19 protein-coding genes and 7 tRNA genes are annotated in these 20,104 nt (G+C 29.0%); all 26 read left to right on the top strand.

Going from position 1 to position 20,104, the window contains the following annotated elements:
* Positions 1-35: 35 nt before the first annotated feature.
* The 26 genes from purR (at position 36) to ACYUEX_RS12260 (ending at position 19,703) form a co-directional block, all read left to right on the top strand.
* Positions 36-851 (top strand): pur operon repressor, encoded by an 816-nt coding sequence (gene purR / locus ACYUEX_RS12385; RefSeq protein ID WP_460288475.1) that lies wholly within the window; start codon positions 36-38, stop codon positions 849-851.
* Positions 852-983: 132 nt separating this feature from the next.
* Entirely contained in the window at positions 984-1,268 is a 285-nt protein-coding gene (gene spoVG / locus ACYUEX_RS12380) for a septation regulator SpoVG (RefSeq protein ID WP_322459703.1), read from the top strand.
* A gap of 233 nt (positions 1,269-1,501) precedes the next feature.
* Positions 1,502-2,872 carry a bifunctional UDP-N-acetylglucosamine diphosphorylase/glucosamine-1-phosphate N-acetyltransferase GlmU gene (gene glmU / locus ACYUEX_RS12375; protein ID WP_460288472.1) on the top strand — a complete coding sequence of 457 codons (1,371 nt, stop codon included), beginning with the start codon at positions 1,502-1,504 and terminating at the stop codon, positions 2,870-2,872.
* 48 nt (positions 2,873-2,920) lie between these two features.
* Positions 2,921-3,880 (top strand): ribose-phosphate diphosphokinase, encoded by a 960-nt coding sequence (locus ACYUEX_RS12370; RefSeq protein ID WP_411169466.1) that lies wholly within the window; start codon positions 2,921-2,923, stop codon positions 3,878-3,880.
* 168 nt (positions 3,881-4,048) lie between these two features.
* A complete protein-coding gene (locus tag ACYUEX_RS12365; RefSeq protein ID WP_460288470.1) occupies positions 4,049-4,735 on the top strand; it encodes a response regulator in 687 nt (228 codons plus the stop codon).
* Positions 4,735-6,156: a sensor histidine kinase gene (locus ACYUEX_RS12360; RefSeq protein WP_460288468.1), complete on the top strand. Its 1,422-nt coding sequence runs from the start codon at positions 4,735-4,737 to the stop codon at positions 6,154-6,156. Before ACYUEX_RS12365 ends, ACYUEX_RS12360 begins: the two co-directional genes overlap by 1 nt.
* Before the next feature lie 29 nt (positions 6,157-6,185).
* The gene (locus ACYUEX_RS12355) at positions 6,186-7,325 is read left to right on the top strand and encodes a S1C family serine protease (RefSeq protein ID WP_460288466.1); all 1,140 of its coding nucleotides are present in this window, start codon (positions 6,186-6,188) and stop codon (positions 7,323-7,325) included.
* A gap of 117 nt (positions 7,326-7,442) precedes the next feature.
* Positions 7,443-8,018, top strand: a complete 576-nt coding sequence (gene pth, locus ACYUEX_RS12350) for an aminoacyl-tRNA hydrolase (protein WP_411169470.1) — start codon at positions 7,443-7,445, stop codon at positions 8,016-8,018.
* 20 nt (positions 8,019-8,038) lie between these two features.
* The gene (gene mfd / locus ACYUEX_RS12345) at positions 8,039-11,545 is read left to right on the top strand and encodes a transcription-repair coupling factor (RefSeq protein WP_460288464.1); all 3,507 of its coding nucleotides are present in this window, start codon (positions 8,039-8,041) and stop codon (positions 11,543-11,545) included.
* A 75-nt stretch (positions 11,546-11,620) separates the two neighbouring features.
* Positions 11,621-12,622 carry a peptidylprolyl isomerase gene (locus ACYUEX_RS12340; protein WP_460288462.1) on the top strand — a complete coding sequence of 334 codons (1,002 nt, stop codon included), beginning with the start codon at positions 11,621-11,623 and terminating at the stop codon, positions 12,620-12,622.
* A gap of 171 nt (positions 12,623-12,793) precedes the next feature.
* On the top strand, positions 12,794-13,342 hold the full coding sequence (spoVT, locus tag ACYUEX_RS12335; RefSeq protein WP_411169473.1) for a stage V sporulation protein T: 549 nt from the start codon (positions 12,794-12,796) through the stop codon (positions 13,340-13,342).
* Positions 13,343-13,449: 107 nt separating this feature from the next.
* Positions 13,450-14,988 (top strand): putative polysaccharide biosynthesis protein, encoded by a 1,539-nt coding sequence (locus tag ACYUEX_RS12330; protein WP_460288460.1) that lies wholly within the window; start codon positions 13,450-13,452, stop codon positions 14,986-14,988.
* A gap of 15 nt (positions 14,989-15,003) precedes the next feature.
* Entirely contained in the window at positions 15,004-16,476 is a 1,473-nt protein-coding gene (gene yabN / locus ACYUEX_RS12325) for a bifunctional methyltransferase/pyrophosphohydrolase YabN (RefSeq protein ID WP_460288458.1), read from the top strand.
* 204 nt (positions 16,477-16,680) lie between these two features.
* On the top strand, positions 16,681-16,956 hold the full coding sequence (locus tag ACYUEX_RS12320; RefSeq protein WP_016206851.1) for an HU family DNA-binding protein: 276 nt from the start codon (positions 16,681-16,683) through the stop codon (positions 16,954-16,956).
* A 62-nt stretch (positions 16,957-17,018) separates the two neighbouring features.
* On the top strand, positions 17,019-17,279 hold the full coding sequence (locus ACYUEX_RS12315; protein ID WP_460288455.1) for an RNA-binding S4 domain-containing protein: 261 nt from the start codon (positions 17,019-17,021) through the stop codon (positions 17,277-17,279).
* A gap of 51 nt (positions 17,280-17,330) precedes the next feature.
* Positions 17,331-17,624: a sporulation protein YabP gene (gene yabP / locus ACYUEX_RS12310; protein ID WP_411169477.1), complete on the top strand. Its 294-nt coding sequence runs from the start codon at positions 17,331-17,333 to the stop codon at positions 17,622-17,624.
* An 8-nt stretch (positions 17,625-17,632) separates the two neighbouring features.
* Positions 17,633-18,022: a spore cortex biosynthesis protein YabQ gene (yabQ, locus tag ACYUEX_RS12305; protein ID WP_411169478.1), complete on the top strand. Its 390-nt coding sequence runs from the start codon at positions 17,633-17,635 to the stop codon at positions 18,020-18,022.
* Positions 18,023-18,105: 83 nt separating this feature from the next.
* Entirely contained in the window at positions 18,106-18,390 is a 285-nt protein-coding gene (locus ACYUEX_RS12300) for an FtsB family cell division protein (RefSeq protein WP_322379399.1), read from the top strand.
* A gap of 82 nt (positions 18,391-18,472) precedes the next feature.
* On the top strand, positions 18,473-18,883 hold the full coding sequence (locus tag ACYUEX_RS12295) for a S1 domain-containing RNA-binding protein (RefSeq protein ID WP_460288453.1): 411 nt from the start codon (positions 18,473-18,475) through the stop codon (positions 18,881-18,883).
* 187 nt (positions 18,884-19,070) lie between these two features.
* Positions 19,071-19,157: transfer RNA gene (locus ACYUEX_RS12290), tRNA-Leu, on the top strand.
* A gap of 22 nt (positions 19,158-19,179) precedes the next feature.
* Positions 19,180-19,255, top strand: a tRNA-Met gene (locus ACYUEX_RS12285).
* A 6-nt stretch (positions 19,256-19,261) separates the two neighbouring features.
* Positions 19,262-19,338: transfer RNA gene (locus tag ACYUEX_RS12280), tRNA-Met, on the top strand.
* A gap of 5 nt (positions 19,339-19,343) precedes the next feature.
* Positions 19,344-19,430: transfer RNA gene (locus tag ACYUEX_RS12275), tRNA-Leu, on the top strand.
* 22 nt (positions 19,431-19,452) lie between these two features.
* A tRNA-Met gene (locus ACYUEX_RS12270) sits at positions 19,453-19,528 on the top strand.
* Positions 19,529-19,534: 6 nt separating this feature from the next.
* Positions 19,535-19,611, top strand: a tRNA-Met gene (locus ACYUEX_RS12265).
* A gap of 5 nt (positions 19,612-19,616) precedes the next feature.
* Positions 19,617-19,703 (top strand) — tRNA-Leu (locus tag ACYUEX_RS12260).
* Positions 19,704-20,104 lie beyond the last annotated feature (401 nt).

Here is a 20,104-nt window from a genome sequence, read left to right as displayed (position 1 = left end):
TAATTCGGAAAAAATAAAGATGTGGGTGATATATTTTGGAAAAGTTAAGCAGAAATAGTAGAGTAGTAGCTATTACAAAAATTTTAACTGAAAATCCCAATAAGGTTATAGGATTAAATAAATTTTCAGATTTATTAAATGCAGCAAAGTCGACTATAAGTGAAGATATAGTGATAGTTAGAGAAGTTTTAGAAAAATTAGAAATGGGAAGAGTTGAAACTATATCAGGTGCAGCAGGGGGAATAAAATATATTCCTGGAATAGAAACTGAAAGCAGAAAAAAATTTGCAGAGGATATTTGTGAACTTTTAAAGGATGAGAGTAGAATAGTTCCAGGGAATTTTATATACATGACAGATTTAATGTATAATCCTCAAATAATAAGTAAGGCCGGAGTTATTTTATCTACAGAATTTTATGATAAGGAAGTAGATTATGTAGTAACAGTAGAAACAAAAGGTATTCCACTTGCTTATGAAGTTGCAAGGAATTTAGGTATTCCATTAGTTATAATAAGAAGAGATAGCAAAGTAACAGAGGGATCTACTGTTACAATAAATTATGTATCAGGTACTAGTGGAAGAATTCAACAGATGTCACTTTCAAAGAAGTCTATGAAAGCTAAAAGTAAATGTATATTTATAGATGACTTCTTAAGAGGTGGTGGTACAGCTCAAGGAATAAAGGATTTATTAAAAGAGTTTGAAAGTGAGTTAATAGGAATAGGAGTGTTAGTAGATAATATAGGTGTATTACAAAAGAGAGTTTCAGATTATATATCTATAGTTGAACTTAAACATTTAGGGGAGTCAAAAGATTTAGAGGTTAGGCCTTCAAATATTATTATATAAAAATATATTCTTTGCTAATATAGATGGAAAATTGTAAAATTTGAAAAAATTTAAAAAATTTAAAAATAAAAAAAGGATTTTTATGTTTTTTATAGAATTTATTATCTATCAGAGCAACGGAGGTGTAGTGCAATGACAATAACTGATGTAAGAATTAGAAAGATAGCTTCAGATGGAAAGATGAAAGCTATAGTTTCTGTTACATTTGACAACGAATTTGTAGTTCATGACATCAAGGTAATCGAAGGACAAAATGGATTATTTATAGCTATGCCAAGTAGAAAGACACCAGATGGAGAGTTTAAGGATATAGCGCATCCTATTAACACAGACACTAGAGAAAAGATTCAGACGTCAATACTTGAAGCTTATGAAAAAGCTAGAGTTGAAGATGAAGCTGAAGTTATAGTTGGCTAATTTATATTGTTTAAAAATAAAAGGGGTATGCCCTTTTATTTTTTTTGTCATATTTTAGAGAAGTGTTTGTATATTAAATTGTATTTTAGCAATAAATTGATATAAAGATATGTAATGGGATAAATAAGGTTGAAATACTTATTCTAATACAATATAATATAATGAGATGTTTACGAATGTTTTTTAAATTAATTATAAATTTGTCCTTAACATTTTATAGTGAGGTGTTTTTTATGTATAAGTGTGCATTAATTTTAGCAGCTGGTCAAGGAACAAGAATAAAATCCGACTTACCAAAGGTTCTACATAAAGTTTGTGGAAAAGAGATGGTAAATCATGTTATAGATACTATGAGAAAAGCTAACATAGAAGATATAGATGTAATTGTTGGAAAGGGAGCAGAGTTAGTAAAAGAAAAAACTGCTTTAAAAAATGTTAGTTATTCATTACAAGAAGAGCAATTAGGTACAGGTCATGCTGTAAAATGTGCTATTGAATTTTTAAAAGGAAAAAAAGGTGTTGTAGGTGTTTTTTGCGGAGATGCACCTTTAATTAAGCCAGAAACAGTTGAAAGTTTATTTAAAACACATATAGAAAATAATAATAGTGCTACATTATTAAGTTCAATAGTTGATGATCCAACTGGTTATGGAAGAGTTGTAAGAGAAAATGACGAGGTTTTAAAAATCGTTGAGCATAAAGATTGCACTGAAGAAGAATTAAAAATAAATGAAATGAATGCGGCTATATATTGCTTTGATATAGAATTATTACTAAATTCTTTAGATAAATTATCAAATAATAATAATCAAGGTGAATACTATTTAACAGATGTTATTGGAATTTTAAAAGAAGAAGGTAAAAAGGTTGGGGCTGTTGTAATAGACTATGAGGAAACTATAGGTGTTAATTCAAGGGCTCAACTAGCGCAAGCAGAAGAAATTTTAAGAAAAAGAATAAATTTAAGACACATGATAAATGGTGTAACGTTAATAGATCCAAATTCTACATATATAGGTGATGATGTTGAGATTGAAAGAGATACTATAATATATCCAGGTAATGTTATAGAAGGAAATACTAAAATTGGAGAAGGTGTTATATTATATCCAAACTCAAGAATTTCCAATAGTATTATTTCAAATAATGTTGAAATACAATCGTCAGTTATTATAGATAGTAAAATTGGGGAAAGAACAACTGTTGGTCCGTTTGCATACATAAGACCAGAATCAGTAATTGGAAGTGGTGCTAGAATAGGTGATTTTGTAGAGATTAAAAAATCAACTATAGGTGACAATACAAAAGTATCACATTTAACTTACATAGGAGATGCTTCAGTAGGTAAAAACTGTAATTTTGGTTGTGGAACAGTAGTTGTTAATTATGATGGACAAAAGAAACATAAAACAGAAATAGGGAATAACAGTTTTATAGGTTGTAATGCAAATTTAGTATCACCAGTTAAAGTAGAAGATAATACCTATATAGCAGCAGGATCAACTATAACTAACGATGTAAAAGAAGGAGAACTTGCAGTTGCAAGAGCGAAACAAAGAAATATCGAAGGTTGGGTTGATAAAAAAGGTCTTACTAACAAATAGTTATTTAGATAAACAAAAGTGCCAAAAATTTAAGGAGGTCTTCACACAATGATAACCCATGGAAAAAATATTAAAATATTTACTGGAAACTCACATCCAGAATTAGCAAAAGAAATTGCAGATATTTTAGGATTGCCACTAGGTAAAGCTAAAGTTTCAACATTTAGTGATGGAGAAATATCAGTTGATATAGCAGAAACTGTAAGAGGAACAGATGTATTTTTAGTACAATCAACTAGCTCACCTGTTAATAATAATTTAATGGAGCTTTTAATAATGATAGATGCATTTAAGAGAGCTTCAGCTGGAAGAATTACAGTTGTTATGCCTTACTATGGATATGCAAGACAAGATAGAAAGGCTAAGTCAAGAGATCCAATAACAGCTAAACTAGTTGCAGATTTATTAACAGCAGCAGGAGCTCACAGAGTGTTAACTATGGATTTACATGCAGCACAAATACAAGGATACTTTAATATACCAGTTGATCATCTATTAGGATCACCAATTTTAGCAAAATACTTTGTAGAAAAAGGATTTGATGATAGAGATGATGTTGTAGTTGTTTCACCTGATTTAGGAAGTGTGACTAGAGCTAGAAAGTTTGCAGACAGATTACATGCACCAATAGCAATTATAGATAAGAGAAGACCAAAGGCAAATGTATCAGAAATAATGAACATAATAGGTGACATTGAAGGCAAGAAATGTATATTAATAGATGATATGATAGATACTGCAGGAACTATTGCAAATGCGGCAAATGCTTTAAAGGATTTAGGAGCAACAAATGTATATGCATGCTGCACTCATGGAGTTTTATCAGGTCCTGCCTTTGAAAGAATAAATGACTCTTCTATAGAAGAATTAGTTATGCTAAATACAGTTAAATTACCTGAAAAAGATAATTTAGTAAAGTTTAAGGCGTTATCAGTTGCACCATTATTTGCAGAAGCAATAAAAAGAATATATGATGATGAACCGATAAGTAAACTATTTGAAGTTTAATACATAATAGGATAAAAGCCCTCTAAGAAGCACAAACTTTTTAGGGGCTTTTTAATTACAAATAATAGTTAATAAATTGTTACAATTATTAATTATTATTTATAATTAATGTAAAAAGCTAAAAATAAGATATAAATCAATTATAATAAAAATAAGGAGAGTGTTATTATGGATAATAGATTAGGTAGAGTATTAATTGTAGATGATGATGAAAATATATGTGAAGTTATAAATATGTATTTATTAAGTTCTGGGTATGAAACAAGAATTTGTCATAATGGAAGAGAAGCTAGTAGTGTTTTTGATGAGTTTGAGCCAGATTTAGTGCTTTTAGATATTATGTTACCAGGTATGGATGGAATAGAAGTTTTAAAGTGGATTAGAAAGTTTAGTCAAATACCTGTAATTATGTTAACTGCGAAAGGAGATACTTTTGATAAGGTTTTAGCCTTAGAATTAGGAGCAGATGACTATGTAGTAAAGCCTTTTGAGCCGAAAGAGTTGTTAGCAAGAGTTAAAGCAGTTATGAGGAGATATAACTATGATGAAAAAGACACTGAGGTAGTTAATTATCCTGACTTAGTTGTAGATTCAGCTTCTTATAATGTTATATATAAAGATGTAGAAATAAAAATGCCTCCTAAAGAATTTGAATTACTTCATTATTTAGCAAGTAATAAAAATAAAGTCTTCACAAGAGAACAATTGCTTTGCGAGGTTTGGGGGTATGATTATCCAGGTGATTCTAGGACGGTGGATGTTCATATTAAAAGATTAAGAGAAAAAATTAGTGGTGGAGATAACTGGCAAATAGAGACAGTTTGGGGAGTTGGATATAAATTTGAGGTGAAATAATGAAGAGAAAAAGTGTTATATACAAAATTTTAATTGCTTTTTCATCTATTACTTCAATAATACTAATATTAGTGGGAATGATTCTATCAGCATTTATTAATAGAGAATATTCAAATAAAAGAACTGAGCTTGCAAATAAGTATATAGAGTTAATTCAAGATTCTACATTAGAATATTTAAATCAGAATAATGAAACTTCATATGATGATTTAAGAAATACAATGAAGATGGTTAAAATATCAGTTAATATGGACTCTATAATTTTAGATAATCAAGGTTATGTATATGCTGTATCTAATGATAACCTTTCTTATTTAAAATATAGTAAGCTAAGTATATCAGATTCAGAGATGAAGCTATTAAAATCTGGACAAATGATAGAAAAAGAGTTTTTTGATAAGGATAACAAAAAACTTAAAGCATACTCAAAACCATTATTTAATGAAGAGAATTTTAATGGATCAGTAGTTCTTATAGAAAATAATCAAAATATTAGTGAATCAAAAAAAATATATATTATAATTTGGATATCTGTAATAGTTGCAGTTATCTTGTCTAGCATAGTAACTTATTACTTCGCTCAGAAAATATTAATAAATCCTTTATCTGAAATAAATAATGCTGCAAAAAGGTTAGCTAAAGGAGAAGTTGAAAAGAGAGTTTATATAGATTCTCAAGACGAGATAGGTGAGCTAGCTAATTCATTTAACATAATGGCAGAATCTTTAGAGAAAGTAGATAACATAAGGAGAGAATTTATTTCAAATGTATCTCATGAATTAAGGTCACCTATAACATCTATTAAGGGTTTTATAACAGGGATTATAGATGGAGTTATTCCTAAAGATAAAGAAAACTACTATTTAAATATAGTAAATGATGAAGTTTGCAGACTATCAAGACTTGTGAATGATCTTTTAGATATATCATCTATGGAGTCAGGAAAATTTAATTTGAATATTGTTAAATTAGATATAAATGAAATTATCACTTTATGTACCTTAAATTTAGAAGGAAAGATAAAGCAAAAGAAAATTAATGTTGAAGTAATATTTAATAATAGTCATGAGTATTGTATTGCAGATAGAGATAGAATAATACAAGTTGTAACTAATCTTCTTGAAAATGCAATAAAGTATGGAATAGAAAGTGGAAAAATTCAAATAGAAACATATGCTAAAGGTGAATTGGTTTATGTAAGTATATTTAATAGTGGACCTAATATTTCTAAAGAAGATATAAATAAAATATGGGATAGATTCTATAAAAGGGATAAGTCCAGAACAAACAAAGTAAGTACTGGCCTAGGATTGCCTATTGTTAGATTAATATTATCACAGCATAATCAGGATATTTGGGTTAATAATATTCCTGATAAAGGTGTTAAATTTACATTTACTCTTAGAAGACAGGTTAAGTAGAGAGACAAAGTATAGGAGGAATGAAATCTATGAATAAAAATATAAAAGACAAACAAAATAAAGAAAAATTTATGGATGAAAGTTTTCCTTCAATACAGTTTAAAAGGAAAAAAATAAAATCTAACATTAAGATAGGTGGCAAGATTATATGTTTATTTATTATAGCTGGATTATCAGGGGTATTGTTTTCTAATTTAATTATAGAAAAAAAATATAAAGATATGTCTAATAAAATAAATAAAAATATAGAAAATGGTGATTCTTCTATAGATTACTCTAGATTGGCAGAAAAGTTAAAAAAGTCATTAGTTACAATAAGTGATAGTAAAGAGCATTTAACTGAAAACTTATATTTTGATAATAATTCAACAGGAATAATAATAGATAATGATGGCAAAATACTAACGAATTATTCCAAGGTAAAAGATTTAAGACAAATATATGTTAAGTTATCATCAATGGATAGCGATCCAATTAGTGCAGAATTTATTGTAGGAAATGAAGAACTTGATATGGCAATAATACAAGTCAATTATAGTGATGAATTAGTACCAATTAAATTTGCTCCAAAAGCAGAGAAATTTGAAGGACAAAGAATTGCTCTTATCAGCAATTCGGTGGGTGATGACTATATAGATAATATAATACCAGGGATTATTACATCAACTAATAGAAATTTAAAAGTAAAAGATAATACTTATGAATTATTGGAGCTTAATACACCGATAACACCTATAAATACAGGTGGAATAATAAGTAATTTAAATGGAGAGCTTATAGGAATTGCTAGCTATAAGATAACTAGTGATATGAAACAAAACGGATTATATTATGCTGTTGATGTAAGCTCCTTAGAGGAGATAATAAATTCTACAAATGAAGTTAAAGATATACTTGGTGTTTTAGAAGGTGGCTTTATTAATGGAAAAGATAAATTTACTGTAGTTGGTTTTTATGTAGCGCGTATAAAGCGTGATAGCAATTCATATAAATCAGGGCTAAGGCCTACTGATATAATATTTAATATAGATGGAAATGAAATAACAAGTATAAGTCAAGTATCTAAAATACTAAAAAATAAAAAAAATGGAGATACTTTAAATTGTAAGGTAATGAGAGCGGGGGAAGTTAGAAATCTACAAATAAAACTAGATAGTATTAGCCAATAGATGTATAATAGTTGCAACTCAATTAAAGGGTTGCAATTTTATTTTAAAGGACTTTTATTATTGTAAAAAAATAGTATAATAATAAATATGCCGATAGTAATTAGGAGGTTTCAGGATATGTTTTTAATTGTTGGACTAGGAAATCCAGGAAAGGAATACGAAGGCACTAGACATAATATAGGATTTGAAGCTATAGATTATATTTCAAATAAGTATAATATAGATATAAATAGGATAAAATTTAAAGGGGTATACGGTGAAGGCTTTATAAATAATAATAAAGTTATTTTATTAAAACCTACTACATATATGAATTTAAGTGGAGAAAGTATAAGAGAAGTTATGAATTTCTATAAACTAAAAGATGATGAAGTTATAGTGATTTATGATGATATTAGTTTAGAGATTGGAAAACTAAGAATTAGAGAAAAGGGAAGTGCAGGGGGGCACAATGGCATTAAAAGTATAATAGCTAACATAGGTGGAGATGTTTTCCCAAGGATTAAGATAGGCGTAGGACAACCTAATGGTGATTTAGTTTCGCATGTTTTAGGTAGGTTTAGTAAGGAAGAATCAGAAGTCTTAATGGAAGTTATAGAAGCTTCTTTAATTGGTGTAGAAGGAATAATTAAAGATGGAACTAAGGAAGCAATGAATAAATTAAATGGTTTTAAAGCATCAAAAAAACAATAGATTAAGGACGGTGTAGATTAATGAGATTAAAGGGGGTATTGCAGCCTTTAAGGGACAGCTCTGCTTTTAATGAAATAATATCAAGTATTAAGAAAAAAAGATACCCAATTAATATAAATGGATTATCAGATTCAGGAAAAAGCTATAGTATTTATGGAATATACGAAAACTTAGAATCATCCATGATAATACTTACTCATAGTGATATGGAAGCTAAAAATATATATGAAGATTTGAGCTTTTATACAAATGATATTTACTACTTTCCTGCAAAAGAAGTAGTTTTTTATAATATAGACGCTATTTCAGGAGATTTAAGATGGGCTAGGTTAAAAGTAATTAAGGAAATTTTAAATAACAAAAATAAAATAATAGTAACATCTATAGACTCACTAACCTCTATTTATACTCCAAAGGAATTATTTTTAGAGTACACTTTTAAACTTGAGGTTGATAATGAGGTTAACTTTAAGGAGTTATCTAAAAAGCTAGTAGAAAGTGGTTATGAAAGAGTAGAGGCAGTAGAAGGAAAAGGTGAATTTTCTTTAAGAGGAGGAATACTAGATGTATTTCCACCAACTTCTACTTACCCATATAGAATAGAGCTTTTTGGAGATTTTATAGAATCTATAAGAACTTTTAATACAGAATCTCAAAGAAGTATTGAGAAGGTTAACAGTGTAGAGATATTTCCAGCTAAAGAAGTTATCTTAAGTGAAGAATCTTTAAGCAGAGGAAAAGAAAATATGCTTAGAGAATTAGAAGTTATTAAAGCTTCTTCTAATGAAAAGGATGAAAGAATTCAAAAGTTGGAATCTATAGTAAATGCTAATATAGAATCACTAATTGAAACTTTAACATTTGAAACTTTAGATAGTTATTTACCTTATTTTTATGATAAGCCAGATAGCTTTTTTAACTATGTAAAAGACTATACATATATAGTGGATGATGTTAAAAAATGTGAAGGAAAGTTAGAAAGCTGCTATTTTGAATTTAATGAAAACTATGAAGCCTTTTTGCAAAGAGGTGGTATTTTACCTTCACAAAATAGGCTTTTAATAGAAAAAGAAAAATTAACTGAAAAGCTAGAAACACAAAAAGTTATAACTTTAGATGTATTTGCAGTTAATACCAAGATGTTAAATCCAATAGACAGATATTCAATTAAGGAAATTACACTTAATAGTTATCAAGGTCAATTAGACTTATTAATAGAGGATATTAAAGATAAGAAGTCAAAGGGATACAAAACAATAATATTATCAGGAACAAGAACAAGAGGAGAGAGACTTGTAAATACATTAAGAGATAGAGAGATAGAAAGTTCATATAGAGAGGATATAAAATCAATAGAATTTGGGGAGGTTGTAATAACTTTTGGAAACTTACTAAAAGGATTCGAATACCCAGATTTAAAGTTATGCATAATTTCTGATAAAGATGTTTTTGGAGAAGCTAAAAGAAAAATATCCCAAAAGGCAAGTACACGAAAAGGTATAGCAAAGATAAAAAGTTTTGCAGAACTTAAACTTGGAGATTATGTTGTTCATGCTAATCATGGTGTGGGTGTCTATAAAGGTATAAAGCAAATTGAAGTAGGAGGCCATAAGAGGGACTACTTAGATATTATCTATGATAAAGGTGATAAGTTATATGTGCCTGTTGATCAACTTGACTTAGTTCAAAAATATATAGGGAGTGAAGGTAAGACTCCTAAGGTAAATAAACTTGGAAGTAATGAGTGGAACAAGGCAAAGGCAAAAGTTAAAAAGTCAATAAATGAAATAGCAGAAGACTTAGTAAAGCTTTATGCAGCAAGAGCCACATTAAAGGGACATAAATTTAGAAAAGATACAGAATGGCAAAAACAATTTGAAGATGAATTTCCATTTGAAGAAACACCAGACCAACTAACATCTCTGGAAGAAATAAAGGTAGATATGGAATCAGATAAGCCTATGGACAGACTTTTGTGTGGTGATGTTGGTTATGGAAAAACGGAAGTAGCTATTAGAGCAGCATTTAAGGCTGTTATGGATGGAAAGCAAGTGGCATTTTTAGTTCCTACCACTATATTAGCGGAGCAGCATTATAAAAATATGACAAAAAGATTTTCAGATTTCCCAATAAAAATAGATATGATAAGTAGATTCAGAAGTGCAAAAGAACAAAAGAGTACACTTCAATCTGCTAAAGAAGGAAATGTTGACTTATTAATAGGAACACATAGACTTGTTTCTAAAGATATTGTATTTAAAGATTTAGGTCTTTTAATAATAGATGAGGAACAAAGATTTGGAGTTGCTCAAAAGGAAAAGATAAAGAGCCTAAAGAAAAATGTAGATGTGTTAACTTTAAGTGCAACGCCAATACCTAGAACTTTGCATATGTCATTAACAGGAGCAAGAGATATATCTGTAATAGAAACTCCACCTGAAGAAAGATATCCAATTCAAACTTATGTAGTTGAGCAAAATGATCAACTGGTAAGAGATGCAATATTAAGAGAAGTAAATAGAAGTGGCCAAGTTTACTATGTATATAACAGAGTTGAAAGTATAGAAGGAATGGCTAAATATATAAGTGAGCTAGTACCTGAATGCAAGGTTGGAATTATACATGGGCAAATGACAGAAAGACAGTTAGAAAAAGAAATGGTAAGTTTCATGAATAGGGAATATGATATATTAGTTTGTACTACAATTATAGAAACTGGTATAGATATACCAAATGTTAATACTATGATAATTCATGATTCAGATAAGATGGGATTATCACAGCTTTATCAATTAAGAGGTAGAGTAGGAAGATCAAATAGAATAGCATATGCATATTTTATGTACACAAAAGATAAAATTTTAACAGAAGTAGCTGAAAAGAGATTGAAGGCACTTAAGGATTTTACAGAACTAGGATCTGGATTCAAGATAGCTATGAGAGATTTAGAGATTAGAGGAGCAGGGAATATGATGGGCTCGTCTCAACATGGACATATGGCTGCGATAGGGTATGATTTATATTGTAGAATGCTAGAAGATACAATAAAAATTATAAAGGGAGAAATAGAAAAGGAACCTATTGAAACAACAGTTGATATAAAAGTAGATGCATATATACCAGGAACTTATATTGAAGATGAAATACAAAAGATAGAGGTTTATAAAAAGATTGCTGCAATAGATGGATTAGAGGACTACATGGATATAAAATCTGAATTAGAAGATAGATATTCAGAAGTTCCAGAACCTGTTTATAATTTAATGGATATAGCTTATATAAAGAGTAGAGCTAAAATTCTTTCTATAGAAGAAATAAAAGAAACGCCAAAAGAGGTTAAATTTATATTTGCAGAGGGAATTAGAGATTTAAACAGTATATATAAGTATTTACTAGAAAACTACAAAGATAAAGTGTTCTTAATGTTTGGTGAAAAACCTTATTTTGCAGTAAGAGATTCAGAGATTAAGAAAACTTCTTTAGCATTTTATAAAGAAATGTTGGATAATTTAACAAAAAATATGTAAAGATATTTTTATAAATTGAATAACTGTCACAATATTGATATACTAATTAAGTATAATGGTATTGAAACAAATTAAATGAGAAATGAGGGAACATCATTGATTAAAATTAAAAAAATTATAGCTGCAGGAGCTTTAAGTATATTTGCTTTTTCAGCAGTTGGATGTGAAATGATACAAAAGACACCAGAAGCAATTAAAAACACAGTTGTAGCAAAGGTGGGGAATACTAAGATTACAAAGGGAGATGTAGATGAAATTGTAAATCCATATATGGAACAACAATATGGAAAAGATTTTGAAAAAAATGCTCAGCTTGCAGAACAAATAAAAACTGTGAAAACTCAAGCTTTAAACATGTTAGTTGACGAAAAAATCATGACGAAAAAAGCTGAAGACCTAGGTCTAGCTCCAACTCAAGAAGAAGTTGATACTGAAACTAAAAAGTATATTGATAGTATAAAGGCAAATTATGGCGGAGAAGAAGGATTGAATAAAGCTCTTGAAGCTACTGGTATGACATTAGATGAATATACTACTAAGCTTAGTGAAGGTATGAAAAATCAATTAATATCAACTAAGGTGGCAGAAGAGATATTTAAAGATATAAATATATCTGATGAAGATATAAAAACATATTACGATGAAAATAAAGATAGTTTCGGGGAGGCTAATGTAGCCCATATATTAATATCTGATGAAGCAAAGGCTAAAGAAATAAGAGAAAGAGCTGCAAAGGGTGAAGATTTTGCTGCATTAGCAAAAGAATTTTCAGAAGATCCAGGAACAAAAGATGCTGGTGGAAGTTTAGGAGTTGTACCTTATAATTCAACTCAATATGTTGCAGAATTCGTGGCTGGCGTTAAAAACCTTAAAGAGGGAGAAATATCAGAACCAGTAAAGAGTAAGTTTGGATATCATATAATTAAAGCAACAGATGTAAAACAAAAGACTTTTGATGAATCAAAAGACTCTATAAAAACTACTTTAGAGAATCAAAAGAAGAATGAAGTGTATAAAGATTCGCTTGAACAATGGAAAAAAGATTATAAGGTAAAGACATACGAAGATAAACTTTAGTAAACTAAATAAGCCTAGCTAATTTATATAAAAATTAGCTGGGCTTATTTTTATATAAACTTTCAAATATTGAATTTTATAAAATTTGGTTATATGGGTATAAAATTTCTAAGAAGTCAAATAATAATATTGCAACTAATTATTATTAATAAAAGGAGGTATCTCACAATAATGAAGGCAACAGGAATTGTTAGACGTATTGATGACTTAGGCAGAGTTGTTATACCAAAAGAAATAAGAAGAACTTTAAGAATTAGAGAAGGTGATCCGCTAGAGATTTTCACTGATAGAGAAGGTGGGGTTATTTTAAAAAAATATTCACCGATTGGAGAATTAACAGATTTCTCTAAAGAATATGCAGAAAGCTTACAACAAGCAATTGGACATATTGTTTTAATAGCAGACAAAGATGCATTTATATCAGTTAGCGGTGCTCCTAAGCGAGATTATATGGAAAGAAAGGTTAGCGTAGAACTAGAAAAAATAATGGAAGATAGAAGAGCTATACTTATAACAGAACAATCAAAAACTATTCCATTACATAATGATGATGAAGCAGGAAAATATGCTAGCCAAGTAATATCTCCAATAATAGCAGAAGGCGATGCAATTGGAGCAGTAATAATATTATCTAAAGAATCTGGAGAAAAACTGGGAGAAGTAGAATTAAAGTTATCTGAAACAGCTTCAGCTTTCTTAGGTAAGCAAATGGAACAATAAAAATAAATATTTAATCAAATATAAAGTTATCAATAAAATAAAGTAATAATACCTCTAAACTTACAATACAAATTTACTAAAGCCTATTTGAAGTTTGGAGGTATTTTATGAGAAAACAATCATTAATTAAAGCAAGTTTAGTACTTGGAATAGCTGGAATAGTTGCAAGATTTCTAGGATTATTTTTTAGATGGCCATTAATAATGCTTATAGGAGACGAAGGTGTTGGATACTATCAAATGTCATATCCGCTATATATGTTTTTCGTTGCTATGGCATCAGGAGTACCAGTAGCTATTTCAAAAATGATATCAGAAAAAAAAGCAAAGGGAGATATACAAGGAGTCTTTGAAATTGTAAAGGAATCAACAATTTTAATGATGTTTTTAGGTGTTGGTACAACCCTTATATTATTCTTTTTTGCTAAACCTATTATTAATTTTGTTCAATGGGATGCAAAATCATATTATGCATTACTTGGAATCTCCTTTGCACCATTTATAATATCTATAATGACAATATATAGAGGTTTTTTTCAAGGATTACAAAATATGACTCCGTCGGGAGTATCCCAAATACTTGAACAAATAGGAAGAGTTATAATAGGAGTTGGACTTGCCATATTACTTTTACCAAAGGGAATAGAATATGCAGCAGGGGGAGCAGCCTTTGGTGCAGCAGCAGGAGGAGTAATAGGAGCAACATATCTTTATGAAAAATACAAAAAAGTAAAGAAACAAATGTGGAATAAAAAAGTTAAAAGCAATCCAGAAGTATTGACTTCTATATTAAGGATAGCATTACCTATTTCTGTAGGTACAACTGTTGGAACAATTATGAGTTTAATTGACTCTATATTAGTTCCTCAAAAGCTTTTACAAGCAGGATTAACCTCAGAAGGAGCAACGATTTTATATGCTCAATTAACAGGGAAAGCAAATGTAATAACCAATATACCACTAACATTATCTATGGCATTAGGAACTTCTTTAATTCCTATAATAGCAGAAAATTATATAATGAATAAAAGAAAGGATTTAGAATCAAAAGTTCAATTGTCATTAAAATTATCTATGTTAATAGCAATGCCTTGTACTATGGGATTGTTTTTCTTAGCAGGACCTATAATGAAAGTTATATTCCCTGGAAAGTGGGATGGCATATTAATACTTAAGTATTTATCTTTATCTGTTCCTTTTATAATAATAACTCAAACAACAACATCTATTATGCAAGGAATAGGTCATTATATAAGACCTATAATAAATTTGTTTATAGGATGTATAGTAAAGGTTATATTAACCTTTACACTAGTACCAATGGCTAATATTAATATATATGGAGCTGTAATAGCAAGCATATCAGCATACCTAGTATCAACTATACTAAATTTAGTATCACTAAAAAAGAGATTGAAACTAAGGTTAAGTATATATCAAACATTTATTAAGCCAATTATTGCTTCCTTAGCTATGATAGCTGGCGTATTAGCCACATATTTATTTTTATTTAATAAGACATCTAGCAATGGATTTTCTTGCTTAGTAGCTATATTTTTGGGTATTATTATATATATGGTATTAATACTAATATTAAAAGTATTTAGTATAGATGAAATAAAAAGTAAAGTCATAAAAATTAATTAGTAAGGAGAGGACCTAATGATAAAGATAATAGGGTTGGGACCAGGAGCACCAGAAGCCTTAACAATAGGAGCAGTTAAAGCTTTAGAAGAAGGAAAGAATATATACTTTAGAACAGAAAAACATCCTACAGTAGATTATTTAAAAGGAAAGATAAAAGAGTTTAAAACATATGATAATTATTATGAAATATCTGATAGCTTTGATGAGGTGTATGAAAATATAGCAAAGGATATAGTAAGTAAATATTTAGATACTAAAGAAATGATATATGCAGTTCCAGGACATCCTTTAGTAGCAGAAAAATCGGTTTTTAATCTTATAAATTTATGTGAAGAAAAAGGGATAGAATATACTATATTACCAGCCGTAAGTTTTATAGATGCTATGATGGATGTATTAAAAATAGATCCTATAGAAGGGTTAAAGGTTATAGATGCATTTGATATGAAAAATCAAATTTTAGATAAGAGAATAGGAACTATAATAACTCAAGTATATAACCCATTAATAGCCTCTGAGGTAAAGTTAAAATTATTAGAATATTATAATGATGATACTGAGATATATTATGTTAGAGCAGCTGGAATAGTTTCAGAAGAATCTATAAGAAAAATTCCAATATATGAGTTAGATATGCAAGATGATATAGATTATTTAACATCTATATATATACCTAAAGATATTAATAATAAAAAAGATTTTAATGATTTAGTTGAAATAATAGATACTTTAAGAGGAGAAAATGGGTGTCCTTGGGATATAGAGCAAACTCATGAAAGCATAAAAAATCAACTTTTAGAAGAAGCATATGAAGTTATAGATAGCATAAATAATGATGATATAGATGGTATGATTGAGGAATTAGGAGATGTTTTATTGCATGTAGTATTTCATGGATCTATAGGAAAGGATGACGGATACTTTAACGTTTATGATATAATTGAATCTATATGCAATAAGATGATATATAGGCATCCTCATGTATTCGGTGAAGGTAAGGCTGATAATAGTGGTGAGGTTCTTAGCAACTGGGAAGAGCTTAAGAAAATGGAAAAGAGCTTTACTACAGTAACGGAAGAAATGAATGCTATAGCTAATGCACTACCATCTTTAATTAGGGCACATAAGGTGCAAAAAAAGGCTTCTAAGGTAGGTTTTGATTGGGATAATGTAGAAGATGCAGCTTTAAAAGTAAAAGAAGAATTAAAAGAGGTATTAGATGTATATAAATCCAATAATAAGGAAAAAATAAAAGATGAAGTAGGAGACTTAATATTCGCATGTGTTAATGTAGCCAGAATACTAAATGTTGATGAAGAGGAAGCAGTTAATTCAACTATACAAAAATTCATAAAACGATTTTCATTTATAGAAGAAACAGCTTTAAAATCTAATAAAATTTTAAGTGAAATGACATTAGAAGAAATGGATGAACTATGGAATAAGGCAAAAAGTAAAGAATTTTACGAAAATAAGAAGGATTTATAAGATGTTTGAAGAATAATATATAATGGTTTATACTATACTATAAATAACTTATTGTAATAAATAGCTTTTATAACAAAAAAATCATAATCTTATAGACTAGTATTAAAAGACGATATATAATAAGAGAATGTAGTTATAGTACATATTAACAGAAATAGTTAACTACTAAAAATATATAACGGGTTATTTAAGGAGGATGTAATTGTGAATAAAGCAGAATTAATCACTAGCATGTCAGAAAAAAGTAAATTAACTAAAAAGGATGCTGAGTTAGCTCTAAAAGCATTTATAGAAAGCGTTGAAGAAGCTTTAGAAAAAGGTGAGAAAGTTCAATTAGTTGGATTCGGAACTTTCGAAACAAGAGAAAGAGCTGCAAGAGAAGGAAGAAATCCAAGAACTAAAGAAACTATAAACATTCCAGCTTCAACAGTTCCAGTATTTAAAGCTGGTAAAGAATTTAAAGAAAAAGTTAATAAATAGTATAATAGGACCCGAGATTTCTCGGGTTCTTTTAATAATATAAATTAATAAGGAGATTAACTATGAGGTTAGATAAATATCTTAAAGTTTCAAGAATAATAAAAAGAAGAACAGTAGCAAAGGAAGTATGTGAGGGTGGGAGAGTTTCTATTAATGATAAGGTAGCTAAGCCATCTACAGTTGTAAAAGAAGGTGATATAATAGAAATTCAATTTGCTAATAGATCATTAAAAGCTAGAATAATAAATATTGTAGAGCATGTTAAAAAAGAAAATGCAAAAGAAATGTACGAGATACTAGAAGGAGAAGAAGATAAAGAATAAAAATACTATCTCATTCATATATTTTTATAAAGAATATGTGGAGGAGATAAAATGGAAAAGAAGAATGAAAATAAGTTAGAAGAGCCAAGGGGTAATATAACTTTAGAGAATAGAAAAAAATTAATACTTACTGGAGTAGAAGAAGTAATAAGTTTCGATGATGAAAAGATATTATTAAATACAAAATTAGGGTTTTTAACAATCAAGGGATCGGAATTGAAAATGAATAAGCTAGATGTGCAAAATGGTGATGTTATAATTATAGGAAATATATCCTCTATAGTATATAGTAGTAAAGAAGTTAAAAAAGAAAAAGAAAATATAATTTCTAAGTTATTTAAGTAGGAGATTATATGCCTTTATCAATAGAAGCTCAATTTGACATAGTTATGTATTCAATTATTTCCGGAATATTAATAGGAATTATGTTTGATCTTTACAACATAATAAGAGGAGTAAAAATACCTAAGATAATAATTATCATACAAGATATATTATTTTGGATATTAACTGCTATTATAGTGTTTACTTTTTTACTATACACCAATTATGCCTTCTTAGGACCATATGTATATATTTTCATGACTATAACTTTGATTATTTACTTAAGATTTGTTAGTCCTATAGTTTTAAAATTAGAGAGAAGTATAATAGATAAATTAAGTAGAGTTATAAGAGTAATTTTAAAAAATTTAATTTATCCTATAAAAATTATATATTCTAATATTTCAGGAAAAAAATAAGGAAAAAGTGTGAACATAAAAAAATAGCTTGAATAAAATATATATAGTGTTTAAAATATAATATATAATATATTTTAAAGAGGGTGAGAGCAATTAAAAAGCAATTAACTCTTAAAAGATTAGTTATAGTTTTTATTTTTGCAATTTTTATATTTAATTATATTAAACAGGAAATTACAATGAAAAGAATTCAAGAGGATATTTCTATTAGTCAAAAACAATTAGAGGAGCTTAAAGATAAAAATAGTAAATTAGAGGCTGATTTAAAAAAAGTCGAATCTGATGAATATATAGAAAAGCTTATTAGAGAAAGATTAGGAATGACAAAAGAAGGAGAAAAAGTTGTAAATTCCCAGAAGCAAAATTAAAGAATATGTTTTAAAATTATAGAAAAAGGTTATTATTATAATAACATATATTATTTAATTTTTAAGGAGGAATCTTTGTAAAATGACCTTAATGGCAGGAAACATATTAGAGGGTACAGTAGTTAATATTACTAGTTTTGGAGCTTTCGTAGAAATTGAGGGTAAAACAGGATTAGTTCATATTTCAGAAGTGGCAGATTCATTTGTAAAAGATATTAGACAACATCTTAATGAACAAGATAAGGTTAAGGTAAAAGTAATATCAATCGATGATAATGGAAAAATAAGCTTATCAATAAAGCAAGCTAATGTTCAAAAAAAATCAATTAAGCCTGTCGAAATAGATTGGGCTTCAGAGAACAAAAAAACTAGTTCTAATGCAGGAAATTTTGAAGATATAATGTCAAGATTTTTAAAAGATAGCGAAGAAAGAATGCAAGATGTTAAGAAGAATCAAGATTTTAAATCTAAAAGTGGAAGAAAAAGCTTTTAGTTAAATAGTTAGAGACATCATATAAATTTAATATATAAATCTATATAAAAGGCTAAGTGCTTTATGCATAATAGCCTTTTATAATGTAAATTACATAATGTTAGTATAAAAAAACAAAAAATATGTTGACACTATATAAAACATAATATATAATTAATTTTGTCGTTGAAGGACGGCGAAAAAATATGCTGAAGTGGCGGAACAGGCAGACGCACAGGACTTAAAATCCTGCGGTAGCGATACCGTACCGGTTCGATTCCGGTCTTCAGCACCAAGCTAAATTCAACTTATAATATCGCGGGGTGGAGCAGTTGGCAGCTCGTCGGGCTCATAACCCGAAGGTCGTAGGTTCAAGTCCTGCCCCCGCAACCATAATATGGCGGAATAGCTCAGCTGGCTAGAGCACTCGGTTCATACCCGGGGTGTCGTAGGTTCAAGTCCTATTTCCGCTACCATATATGCTGGAGTGGCGGAACAGGCAGACGCACAGGACTTAAAATCCTGCGGTAGCGATACCGTACCGGTTCGATTCCGGTCTTCAGCACCAAGTTGAATTTAGCTTATAATATCGCGGGGTGGAGCAGTTGGCAGCTCGTCGGGCTCATAACCCGAAGGTCGTAGGTTCAAGTCCTGCCCCCGCAACCATAATATGGCGGAATAGCTCAGCTGGCTAGAGCACTCGGTTCATACCCGAGGTGTCGTAGGTTCAAGTCCTATTTCCGCTACCATATATGCTGGAGTGGCGGAACAGGCAGACGCACAGGACTTAAAATCCTGCGGTAGCGATACCGTACCGGTTCGATTCCGGTCTTCAGCACCAAAGCACTTAAGAATATTCTTAAGTGCTTTTTTTATATTTGTTTTATACTTTCCTTACCTTCAGTTTGTAGGTGGACATATGTAAATTTGCGTTGACTTGGAGCGGAGCGACGGAATAAGTAAATTTACATATGTCTACTTTTTTATAATGAGTGATAAGTGTAAAATAAATTATATGATAACTAAAATATATTTATTAATATTTTTGAAATGTTTATTCTTCATAAAAATAGCTATAGTGACAAATTTATATTGAAAAAAGTTTATATAAATACAAAGGCTATTTTATTTAAAATAAACGTAATGCTTTACAATATATAGATTTTTAGAATGTATATATTAATTTTAAATATATATACATATAGAAATTATTTATCTATGTATAAGGAATTTTATACATTA

The organism is Clostridium sp. CTA-7 (assembly GCF_054768095.1).
The sequence above is the reverse complement of the archived record's forward strand: the minus strand, read 5'-3'. Positions and strand labels throughout refer to the sequence as shown.